This window comes from Lysinibacillus sp. FSL H8-0500 (genome assembly GCF_038051955.1).
Classification (GTDB): Bacteria; Bacillota; Bacilli; order Bacillales_A; family Planococcaceae; genus Lysinibacillus; species Lysinibacillus macroides.
The window spans coordinates 780,012-792,019 of record NZ_CP150292.1 but is presented as its reverse complement, the minus strand read 5'-3'; the positions used below and the strand labels follow the sequence as shown (position 1 = coordinate 792,019).

At 33.4% G+C, this 12,008-nt stretch carries 11 protein-coding genes; 3 read left to right on the top strand and 8 right to left on the bottom strand.

The genetic code is table 11. From position 1 onward, the window contains the following. Positions 1 to 84: 84 nt before the first annotated feature. The 8 genes from asnB to MHB44_RS03605 are packed head-to-tail and all read right to left on the bottom strand — an operon-like array spanning position 85 to position 10,291. Positions 85 to 1,875 (bottom strand): asparagine synthase (glutamine-hydrolyzing), encoded by a 1,791-nt coding sequence (gene asnB, locus MHB44_RS03640; RefSeq protein ID WP_341301626.1) that lies wholly within the window; start codon positions 1,873 to 1,875, stop codon positions 85 to 87. 1 nt (position 1,876) lies between these two features. Then, positions 1,877 to 3,115 carry an oligosaccharide flippase family protein gene (locus tag MHB44_RS03635; protein ID WP_341301625.1) on the bottom strand — a complete coding sequence of 413 codons (1,239 nt, stop codon included), beginning with the start codon at positions 3,113 to 3,115 and terminating at the stop codon, positions 1,877 to 1,879. Positions 3,116 to 3,117: 2 nt separating this feature from the next. After that, positions 3,118 to 4,434 carry a nucleotide sugar dehydrogenase gene (locus tag MHB44_RS03630; RefSeq protein ID WP_341301624.1) on the bottom strand — a complete coding sequence of 439 codons (1,317 nt, stop codon included), beginning with the start codon at positions 4,432 to 4,434 and terminating at the stop codon, positions 3,118 to 3,120. A 17-nt stretch (positions 4,435 to 4,451) separates the two neighbouring features. Then, a complete protein-coding gene (locus MHB44_RS03625) occupies positions 4,452 to 5,462 on the bottom strand; it encodes a Gfo/Idh/MocA family oxidoreductase (RefSeq protein WP_341301623.1) in 1,011 nt (336 codons plus the stop codon). A 13-nt stretch (positions 5,463 to 5,475) separates the two neighbouring features. Next, a complete protein-coding gene (locus tag MHB44_RS03620) occupies positions 5,476 to 7,284 on the bottom strand; it encodes a nucleoside-diphosphate sugar epimerase/dehydratase (protein ID WP_341301622.1) in 1,809 nt (602 codons plus the stop codon). A 20-nt stretch (positions 7,285 to 7,304) separates the two neighbouring features. After that, a complete protein-coding gene (locus MHB44_RS03615; protein ID WP_341301621.1) occupies positions 7,305 to 8,231 on the bottom strand; it encodes a Wzz/FepE/Etk N-terminal domain-containing protein in 927 nt (308 codons plus the stop codon). Then, positions 8,215 to 9,777: an O-antigen ligase family protein gene (locus MHB44_RS03610; RefSeq protein WP_341301620.1), complete on the bottom strand. Its 1,563-nt coding sequence runs from the start codon at positions 9,775 to 9,777 to the stop codon at positions 8,215 to 8,217. Before MHB44_RS03610 ends, MHB44_RS03615 begins: the two co-directional genes overlap by 17 nt. Beyond that, positions 9,770 to 10,291 (bottom strand): tetratricopeptide repeat protein, encoded by a 522-nt coding sequence (locus MHB44_RS03605; protein WP_053993080.1) that lies wholly within the window; start codon positions 10,289 to 10,291, stop codon positions 9,770 to 9,772. The genes MHB44_RS03610 and MHB44_RS03605 overlap by 8 nt, the downstream gene beginning before the upstream one ends. 169 nt (positions 10,292 to 10,460) lie before the next feature. On the opposite strand from MHB44_RS03605, the gene MHB44_RS03600 reads away from it, so the two are divergent. From MHB44_RS03600 to MHB44_RS03590, 3 genes are all read left to right on the top strand, one after another. Further along, entirely contained in the window at positions 10,461 to 10,721 is a 261-nt protein-coding gene (locus MHB44_RS03600; protein WP_341302915.1) for a phage integrase N-terminal SAM-like domain-containing protein, read from the top strand. A 15-nt stretch (positions 10,722 to 10,736) separates the two neighbouring features. Then, positions 10,737 to 11,333 carry a tyrosine-type recombinase/integrase gene (locus tag MHB44_RS03595; protein WP_341301619.1) on the top strand — a complete coding sequence of 199 codons (597 nt, stop codon included), beginning with the start codon at positions 10,737 to 10,739 and terminating at the stop codon, positions 11,331 to 11,333. 107 nt (positions 11,334 to 11,440) lie between these two features. Then, positions 11,441 to 11,950 carry a hypothetical protein gene (locus MHB44_RS03590; RefSeq protein WP_341301618.1) on the top strand — a complete coding sequence of 170 codons (510 nt, stop codon included), beginning with the start codon at positions 11,441 to 11,443 and terminating at the stop codon, positions 11,948 to 11,950. The last annotated feature ends 58 nt before the right edge of the window (positions 11,951 to 12,008 follow it).

The window sequence follows — 12,008 nt, the reverse complement described above, 5'->3', positions numbered from 1 at the left end:
CCCTAAATATATTTCTGTTTATACCATTACCGACTTTTTAAGTTTATTCAATATACAGTTACTTTTGTAAATATCTCAGTTTCATCAAGAAAAATACTGTTTTTCCCATAAAGCTAGATTATATAATTTCCAAGATTCTTTATAGGATAGCTGTTCAAATTTAGGTAGAGAAATATATAATTCTTTTATTAATTTTGAATGCTGAATATAATCTTCTATAATTTTGCGATGGTTTTTAATCCAAATATCAGTGGGTGCTTCAAAGCCTTTCTTATCTTTCCTCCAGCTAATTGTGTCTGGTAAAATTTCACTTACATATTCCCTTAAACAATATTTTGTGTAGCCATTATTAATTTTTTTATTTAAAGGAAGTTGTAAGGCTTTTTCAATAACTTCGTGATCTACAAATGGAACCCTTGCTTCAATTGAAGCAAGCATAGAATTCCTATCCTCATTTTTCAACAAATTTGGCAGATTGGTTTTTGTTAGTTCTAAAATTTGCATTTCTTCAAGACTTTTAGTTGCATATCCTAAATTGGCTAAGTTTGAAATAGCTAGATTCATATATTCTCCCTTTAGTAATCGTTGCCGCTTCTTCAAATATTTAACACGCAACTTAAAATTATTAAAATACATATATTGTTTCATTAGTGTAATGCCAGTTAGTTTAGAGTGTTTTGTAATTCGTTTGTATTCTTTTAAGAACAGACCATATTGTTTATTACGTAACAAATCTGAAAGCATCCAAGAATAGTATCTTTCATATCCTAATAATGTTTCATCTCCCCCTTGGCCATCCATCATTACTTTTACTCCCAATTCTTTAGCTTTTTGCATCACTGTATACTGCATAAAAATAGAGGGTCCACTAACTGGTTCTTCTTGATAGTATAAACATTCTTCAATATTATTCTTAAAATACTCATAACCTGGTTCAACTATATGCCAATCTAATTGTAAGTGGTCAGCGACAACCTTTGCAAAGTGAGATTCATCTGTTTCAGGAGAAATAGATTTTGCCGTAATTGATTTCAAATTGCCTTCCTTCATCAACTCTGAAACTTTTGCAGTAACTGTGGAAGAATCTAATCCTCCTGATAAACAAGAACCTAACAAAACATCACTTCTTGTATGAATTTTGAAAGAAGTATCCAACACTTCTTCAAAGTCAACTGTTATATTGGTCTCTTTATTTTTAATCACCTTTGATAAATCATAATATCTTTCAAAATTTATTTTTTTCTCCTTTAAATCCATAAAAAAATAAGTACCTCCCTCTAATTGATATATATCATTAAAGAAAGTTTGTTTATCAAAATTAATTAAGTTTGTAACAAGATAGGAAGATACTATTGCCATATTAGGGCTTGGTATGCTTTGTAATGTCAACAACGGCTTTATCTCTGAAGCAAAAGCAAAAGCATCCTTTGTATGCAAATAGTACAATGGCTTAATACCAAATCTATCTCTTGAACCAAATATGATATTTTCCCTTTTATCATATAAAACAAACGCCCACATTCCTCTGAATTTATTTTGGCATTCTATCCCCCATTGTTCATATGCATGTAGTAATACTTCTGTATCTCCATTTGTTTCAAAACGATGTCCTAGTTCTTCTAGTTCCATTCGCAATTCCACATAATTATAAATTTCACCATTAAATATAATTGAATAATGTTTATATAACATTGGTTGGTTACTACTGTCTGATAAATCAATGATGGATAATCTTGCATGACCAAAATAAACATTGTCCTGTACGTAAGTACTTAAATTATCAGGTCCTCTATGTCGAATTTTATCCAGCATTTCATTCAAATTCTCTTCGTTAAATTTAACATTATTCTTAATAAATCCCACTATTCCACACATTTCATACTCCCTTCTTGGTTTTATTCAACGCAATAAAAATCAAAACCAAATATAAAAGATAAATGAGTATTTCACTAATAGCAAATACTTTTAAATAAAAAATCATTCCTTTAGGTAAATATACAAGCGCAACTCCAATGCTTACAAATACATACAAAAACTGCCATACTCCCCCTAAAAATAAGTTTTCTGGCTTCAAAAAAACTACACTTAAAGGTGACACTATAAATCTAATCAAAAATGGAAAAATTAATATTTTTGTGTATTCACCTACTATTCTCCATTCTTCACCAAATACAACAGCAAATATTGATTCACCCCATAAAAGAAAAATAGGAATTATTACTGCACTTATTGAAATTAATCCCATTAAAATAACAATAGTAAGCTTTAAATTTTTTTTATAGTCACTTTCCCCTGTAATTTGTTTCAGATACACTTGTGAAACAGAATAAGAAATAAAAGTTAAAGGAAGAAGTACTGTTCTTTTTGAAAGCTCATAAAATCCTACTAGGTTTGAATCTAAAAATTTATTCATTATTATCACAGGTGCTTCTGTTGCTATTTTGTCCATAGCAGCTGTACTAGTTGATATAAGTGGGTATTTTTTATATTTCTTTAAAGTCAAATAATAACCATCTGATTTAGTTTCTTCTTTATTTCCTAATACTCCTTTACGCAATCTATAAATAGGGAACAACATACTAAACACAGTTCCTAAAATTAACCCTGTTATACCTACTTTAAAAAAACCAAAAATAATTTGTATAAATGTCATGCTCAGATTTTTATCAACTTTGCTTTTAGATATTAAACTATACTGTCCATTGTCATTGGCAATATATGTTGCAAGTTGCATAATTCCGAATAGTATAAAAAAAAGTGGAGTAAATATAATAATCAAATGATAGTTAATCCCTGAAAATACTTCTTTAAAAAAGGAAGAAAAGATTATCAATACTAAGAATACAATGATTGTAAGTATCATAGTAATAAATATACTAATTTTTTTTAAAATCAGTTTTTCTTGGTCTGAAGCAGACATGATTGCTACATCCAATCTTAAATTTGCAAATACAGCTAAAATAGATGTGATAGATAAAAATACAGCTAACATACCAAATTCACTAGGTGAATACAATCTAGTTAAGATTGGGGACAATAAGATTGGGATAACCTGCGCAATAATTGTCCCTGTCATTAATATAGAAATATTTTTAAATATTTTATTAATATACATAATTACAATTTATTATAATTACTACTTATATATTTTGAATTAATAATATTTCGCGTATCTAAAATAAATGTAGCTTTTTGTAAAATCATATCATAGTCAAACATACTATGATTAGTAGCTATTAGGACTAACTCTGCTTCAGTTAATAAATTTGGTGCAAGTTCAATAGTTTCGACTGTATTCCCTTCCAACTTAAAATGTGATATATGTGGATCAACAACCACCCATTTAGCACCAAATTGCGTTAGTTTCTGCAAGATAGGAAGAACTGGTGATTCACGATAATCATCAATATTTTTTTTATATGCTACTCCTAGTACAACAATTTTAGCACCCTTCAACGCCTTACCTTGTTCATTTAAAATTTCCATACAACGTTGAACAACGAAGTCAGGCATACTATCGTTAATTTCACCTGCTGTTTCAATTAATTTTGTATGATAGTTATATTCACGAGCCTTCCAAGTTAAATACCATGGATCGATTGGAATACAATGTCCTCCTAAACCTGGTCCTGGATAAAATGGCATAAATCCATAGGGTTTAGTGGCTGCTGCATCAATAACTTCCCATACGTCAATCCCCATTTTATTACATAAAATAGCCATTTCATTCGCTAATGCAATATTTATATTTCGGAATGTGTTCTCAAGTAATTTTTCCATTTCAGCTACCGCTGGACTAGAAACCTCGTGTACATCACCATCTAACACTGTACGATACATTGTTGCTGCTATTTTTGTACAGCTTTCCGTAATACCTCCAACTACTTTAGGAGTGTTTTTTGTATTAAAATGCTTATTTCCTGGGTCTACACGCTCTGGCGAATAGGCTAAGAAAATATCTTTCCCTATTTCAAAGTCTTTTTTTTCCAAAATCGGCTTTATTAACTCTTCTGTTGTGCCGGGGTAAGTAGTACTTTCTAATACAACCAATGTACCACTCGTTATATGGTCAGCAATTGCTTGTGCTGAACTTTTCACATAGTCCATATTAGGTTGCTTATAAATATCCAAAGGTGTAGGAACACATATAGCCACCGCATCTACATCTTTAATAAATGAGTAGTCTGCCGTTGCAGTAAGTTGACCTGATTTGACAAGCTGTTCTAGATCAGCAGGAATAACATCACCGATATAATTTTCTCCAGCATTCACTTTATCAACCTTTTCTTTTTGTACATCAAAGCCAATCACTTTAAAGCCTGCCTTTGCCTTTTCTACAGCTAACGGTAAACCAACATATCCTAAACCAACAACACCAATTGTAGCAGTTTTGTTTTCAAGCTTATTTTGTAATTCTAGTGCTTGTTGTTCCATTTTTTTCATTCCTTTTACTATAAAGTTAGCAATCTTTTTTCCTCTGAGGATTTATAGAAGTTTAACACAACAGATAAAGCAGTTTTTCCATCTTCTCCTGTCACAACAGGTTGTCTATCTTCTTTTATTGCTTGCATCATATCAGATAATATAATTTGATGTCCTGGTGTTCCCCAAGGATTTTTCTCTATAGACTCTTTGGTCCCAAGCGCTTCTTCCTCTGATATACCCTCTATTATTATATCCTTAAAGTACAGAGCATTTGTCCCACCAATTTTTACTGTACCCTTTTCTCCAAAAATCGTTATAGATTCTTCATAGTTGCGAGGATATACCGTTGTAGATGCTTGTACGGTTGCTAATATGCCTGTTTCAAAACGAATTATACCTGTCGAAACATCCTCTGCCTCAATATCACGAAGTCTAGTTGCATCCATACTCATTATTTCTACCGGTTTTCCTAAATACCAAAGAAGTAGATCCAAATTATGAATAGCTTGGTTCATTAAAACACCACCATCAAATGCCTTCGTACCCCTCCAAGGAGCTTGGTCATAATAATGCTGTCCTCGATTCCAGTTAACGATGCATAAAGCATGGCTAACCTTTCCCAGTTTCCCACTATCCATAATTTCTTTTAGCTTCAATGCCACTGGACGAAAACGATTTGGGTGTACAACTGCTAACTTTATATTATTTTCAGTAGCAGCATGGATAATTCTATCAGTCTCTTCCATTGTCATAGCTATAGGTTTTTCTACGATAATGTGCTTTTTATATTTTGCTGCTAATTCTGATAAAATAGCATGACTACCACTTGGTGTGCAAATATTCACAATATCTATATGAGGATTTTGAAGCATTGTTTCAAAATCTGTATATGATTCTGCTCCATGTTCTTCAACATATTCTCGCATAAGTTCTGGTATTTTATCACAAACTGCATAAAGTTTTGCATTTTTTATATTTTTTATTGCTTCTGCATGTTTCTTAGCAATAAAGCCACACCCTACAATTGCAAAATTCATTGTCAAACCTTCTTTATTTTTTAGTTTTTATTTTATTATTTGCCACATTAATAAGTAATTTTTTCATTTCTACATTGTTCAAATCAATGATTGAATTAAGAACTTCTAATAATTCCGTATTGTTTAATGGTACAGCCTTACCAATATGAATACCTGGGAAAATATGTTCCTCTTGAATTTCTTCTTTATTTAAAAGTTCTTCAAACATTTTTTCCCCAGGACGTAAGCCTGTAAATTCAACTTTAATTTCTTCCTCAGTAAAACCAGATAGCTGAATTAAGTTTCTAGCTAAATCAACAATTTTGACTGGTTCTCCCATATCAAGTACAAATATTTCTCCATTTCCCCCCAACGTACCTGCTTGTAATACTAATCGAGAAGCCTCTGGAATCGTCATAAAATAACGAGTCATTTCAGGATGAGTAACAGTTACTGGACCACCTGCTGCAATTTGTTTTTTAAATAAAGGAATTACAGAACCTCTTGACCCTAGTACATTACCAAATCGTACAGCTGCAAATTTTGTTTGACTATCCTTCGCCAAATTTTGTACAACCATTTCAGCTATTCGCTTGGTAGCGCCCATCACATTCGGTGGATTTACTGCTTTATCTGTGGAGATCATCACAAAATTGCTGACGCCAAACTCGTGTGTAGCCTCAGCAATATTCTTTGTCCCAAATATATTATTTTTTACAGCCTCACGTGGATTATATTCCATTAATGGCACATGCTTATGTGCTGCTGCATGGTAAATAACATCTGGCTTATATTGCTCTACAACTTCAAAAATTCTATCTCGATCCTGTATATCTGCAATAATTGGAATTAATTCTGTACCTGAACTACGCTGTAAGAGCTCCATATGAATTGTATAAATTGAGTTCTCTCCATGCCCTAAAAGAATAAGTTGTTTTGGTTGAAAATTCATCACTTGACGACATATTTCAGAACCAATTGATCCTCCTGCACCTGTTACTAATATCACTTTATCTGTTAATTTATTAGAAATGGCAATCATATCCAATTTAACTTCGTCACGTCCAAGTAAATCCTCAATCTGAACCTCTTTCATTTCATTAACCGCTACTTTTCCTGTCATCACATCTTCAATGCTTGGCATCACTTTTACAGGTAAATTTGTTTTTGCACAATCCTTATAAATACTTTGTATACCAATACGACCGAGAGACGGGATTGCAATAATAATTTCATCTATACCATATTTGACAACAAGTTTAGAAATGCTCTTTGTTGTACCAGCTACTGTCATATTCATCACTTTTAACTGTTGCTTACTAATATCATCATCTACAAAAATAATTGGTAGCCGATCCGGTTTCGGTGCATGAAGTAGATTTTTGGCGAGCATTGTTCCTCCTTGACCAGCACCAACAATTAACACTCGTTGTAGATTAGCTGTATTCCGAAAAGATTCTCGATCATTTAAAACACGTAATAAAAAGCGAGAACCACCAATCATAATAATATGAAGCATCCAAGTAATAGCCATTACTCGAAAATAGACATCATTTTTTATGATATATTGCATAGCACTAGCTGTTGCAACAGATATTGTTACAGCATAGGCGATTGTTAATAACTCTCGAACCGATGCAACACTCCATATACGATCATAGAGATGGAAAAAGTATGCAGCAATATGATGACTAACCAATAACGTTACAGCACTTATTAAAATAACTTTATCTGAATAGCCATTAATAGTTGGATGTAATAGCCAATAACTCATATAGATCGCTGACAACACGATACAAGAGTCAATGATAAAAAATAGCATGTAACGCATTCGATAATTCATGTAACGCTTCCTCCACGTATCTATTTCACAACAGCACTTTTTTTCCAATAATGGCTAAAGAATACCATACCTAATCCAAGCATTATTCCTATAACTAAGCCAACCACCAAATTTAACAATTTATTTGGAGAAACTGCTTCCTCAGCTAAAGTTGGCTCTGCAATTACACGAATAAATGGGTCTGGCTTAAAGCTATCTAATCCTGTTTTCACAGATTGATAATTAGCCAATGTTTTACGGTATTCTTCCGATTTTGTTTGTATTTGTGCTTGCAATTGTAATAACTGATTTTGTAAATTACCATTAACATTTGATAGTGCAGTTGCTTGTTCTTCTGAAATATTTAAAACTAATTCTGTATTTAAGATTGTTTGCAATATTAATAGTTTAGGTAAATTATTTTGACGAATTATCTGGTTATACTCTTCAATAATAGAGTCAATTTCTGTCGTTAAAGAAGTGGCTTCTGTTTTATAAGTAGTTTCTAACTCTTGTAATGTCAGTTGGACAGATTCATTCATTTTTTGTTTGGTAGCATCCATCAACACCTGTAATTGTTGTTGAGCTTCTTTTGCTGAATCCGATATAAACTTTAATTCTACCAAGCTTTTATTAGGATCAGCATCAACTGTTGCCACTAAATTTCGTTCATTATATTTAATTTTGATCCCAGCCTCCTGTAATGCTTGCTGCATAATTGGTTTATTTTGAATACGTTGTGCATAAATTGCTGGTGTAAATTCAGTTGCTACATAATTCGCCATAATACCTGTATCTTGTACATTACTAGCTACTTGTATAACTGCCTTGGATTCATATTTTTCATCTAATACAAACCAGCTTACGATACCTGCTAATAGCATACAAATAATCGTACAAATAGCGATAACCGCTTTCCCTTTCCAAACAATCTCTAGTAATTCTCTTAACTCAATTGTCTCTTCCATCTATTTGCTCCTTATTTTTAATAGTCATTGCTAACACTATTCCCGCAATTACCCACATTACAGCTGATATCCCTGGTAAGCTATCATTAAAAAATGCTTGTATTAAATACGCTCCCCATGCTATCCCTAGTATCCAAATAATTGATTGATTTTCCTTAATAACAATCTTTAATGGATTGAATATTGATATTGCTACTAATATAATTACACTTAAAAATCCTACAATCCCTGTACCATATAGCCAACCTATATACATACTATGAGGTTTATCTGTAATAGTATTTTCATCCCACAAGCCAGCACGTGCATCAATACTATAGTGAGGGAAATTATACATAAATGTATCTAATCCATAACCGAATAATGGATGCTCTTTTACTAAATCAACACCTTTATCCCAAATATAGGCACGTCCTGAGCCAGCCCCATATCCTCGATCTGGCAACACAGGCAGTTCAAATTGCTCTGCAGCATAAGCCTTTTCCATCCAATTAAATTCTACCGTATCTTTCAAACTTGTCGCTGGTACAGACTCTTCCTTTACATAAGGATTTGACTTCACAACAAACCCTATTGATTCCGTCCAAACACGTGCATCTTTACTCGCCAACACATGAAAAACAGGCGCAATCACTACTAAAAATACAGCAATCATTACAAAACTTTGTACTTTTTTCTCTGATCGAAACGCTGCAAATAACACTACAAGCATCATTGCACAAACTGTTAAGAAACCACTTGTTGATACAGACATTAACATTACTGCAATCGACATTACCGCAATTATTAAATGCCCTATAGCTCGCCCAATATGTTTTTCTAAAACAGCGGCTGCTAAAAACATTACAGTCATAATCGCAAACATACCACTCATATAGTTCCATTGATTCAACGTACCTACCAAAATAGAACCTTCACTAATATTTGCACCAGCAGGTAAAAATGTCTGTACTAATTTTTGAATAGCTGTTTTTTGCAATAAATCATGACCATAGAAGTTCATCGTAATAATATATAAATTGATAATTACAAATGGATATAAAGTGTATAAAACATAGTTTAATACTTTCTTCGGATAGTCAATATTCATCGCAATAAAGAACAATGCTAAATAACATAGCCAACTAATTGCGCCATCTGAACGATTGTATTGACCATGTAAAGCAATTGAGATATTTGGTGAAAAAATTGTGGATAACACAATGGCTACAGCAAATGCGCCAATTGCATAATTTAATTTTGTTTTGCGGATTTTGCCATCCATAAACAAAATTTTTGCCATACACAGTAAGCCTGCTAACACCGTAATAACAACAACTACTAATGCCTTATAGTGTGTAAACATGTCACCCTTTGCTCCACCTGTTAAAGCACTCACATTCGTAACTAGTGGGGACTGCACCTCTACTACACTCGCCATTACGATTAATGGAACAAATCCAATGACAATCAGAAGTAAGCCAAAAATCCATTTGTCTACAGATTTTTGTGATTGGAGATCTTCTTCTACGTCACGATAGGTAACTTTTTCGTAAAATTTACTCATTATTCGTACCTTCCTCTAATTGTAAATTTTCAATTTGAGCTAGCAACGATGCTACATGCTCTTGATAATTAGGAATCTCTTCTGGAGCCCAGCCAGCTTCTTGACAGCGTAATAGTACTGTTTTAGCATCCTCAAATCGTTCAGCACCTACAAAAACTTCGCCTAATTGAATCATAAAGGTTGGGTCTTCCACCTTATATGGATTCAAATCTAATGTTTTTTGCATATGAATAGCAGCCTGCTTCATATCGCCATTTTGAGCCATAGTTAATGCAGCTACATAATTGGCAATTTCCGCATTTGGCTGTTTCTTTAAAACCTCCGCAATCATTGCCTCTGAACCCTCTAAATCACCTGTTGATTGGAGTTGGATAGCTTGATTGTATAAAGTCTCTGTCATTAAAAACTTGTCGTCTTGCTTACTCGCCATCACATTTGCCACGATTAGACCAATTACAACAAATGCTACTACACCTGATAATATATATTTTCTTATAGGGTCTGTAAATATCATTATTTGTCTACCTTCCTCGAATTCTGTTTTTTTGCACATAAAGTTAGTATACTATAAAATGGCTGCTACTTGTAGTCATTTCCTCATGACAGATATCTTCCTACTTATCAGATTATAATTTTAAAAAGAGGGTATTCGTATAATAAAAGGAGGCGGTATCTTGGAGAAAATGATTTTATTTGCAGATACCTTACAACAATTTTTGCAGCATTTATCGTTTAGACAATATAGTCTCGAAACGCTTCGGGGCTATCAAATTGATTTAACACAGTTAGCCAATTTTTTAACACAATCCTTTAATGGACCAATCATGCTGGATGAAATCACAACTGACCATTTAGAGGCATTCCAGCAGATGCTTATTTTAAACTATCAATCTATTGCAACTATTAACCAGAAAACCCATAGTATGAAAAGCTTATTTAAATGAACATTTTCTAAAAAAATGCTCAAAGATAATTGCGCTCTCGCCATCATTCCGCTAAAGCCCCGTACACATGAACGTCATTTTCTAACAGAGGACAAACTACAACAATTTCTACAATATATTCCCCATCCAACCATTCGAGTGATCGCTCAGTTTATTGCCAACACAGGATTGCGAATTAGTGAATGCACACAGCTGTTATTAGCCGATGTGGATTTTGAGCAACATCTTGTTCATGTCTTACATGGCAAGGGCGATAAATCTCGAACGATCCCATTAAATAATCGTACGGCTCAGCTATTACAACACTATCTTCACACAATCCGCCCTAAAAATAGCGCTTTGCTTTATGTTTTTGCGCCTGCCAAAACAGGTAGTATTTCTCCTCAATATATTAACAGTATTTTAAAAAAGGCTAGTCAACAAATGCAGCATCCACAGCCTATCATTTGCCATATTTTGCATCATACCTTTGCTAGTAATCTAGTGAAACAGAATATTCATATTTCAATTATTCAAAAGCTTCTTGGTCATGCCAATGTTCAGACAGCTTCCATCTATATGCATACAGATTTTCATGCGCTACAGCAAGCTGTTCATTCTTTAGAATCTTAAGGAGGCACTATGATGAAAAAACAACAACTATTTTACAGCAGCTCGAGCAAGGTAAAACACGGCAAGAAATTGCTCAAACCTTCAACCAGCATTGGAAATCTATTGATATGCATATGCGTAGACGAGGCTTTCGTTGGGACAAAGCTCAGCAAATCTATGTAAAACAGCTAACAGCAACCTCTCCCACAAAAGTACAATCTCTTCTACACCGATTAGCTACCAAGCAACCAAACTTTAAAAAAATCGCACAGCAACATGGCTTTCACACGGTGGAAGAAATGGGTCTTTATCTGAAAAAGCAAGGCTATATATGGCATCCTAAGCTACAAAACTATTATTATGTATCCACACCTATTCAACAGGAGCACCCTTCTTCATTTAATGAAACAACATTTATGCAATTTCTTCTTGCCAATCAACAAACACTAACATCCGTGTTAACAAATGCTACACTTACCCCACAGGCTATTACAACCAATGAAATAACTCTTACAGTAACAACTTCTCTTTATGCAACACTAACAGAGCAATGCCAAAAACTACATCTTACGCCCCAAGCCATTATCGAAATAGCATTAACACAATATCTCGCTACAACAGATGATAAAAGCAATTAACAACACAACTGTTGAAGTAACATTTGACGAAGAGCTTGATACTGTAAAAGCTAGCGAT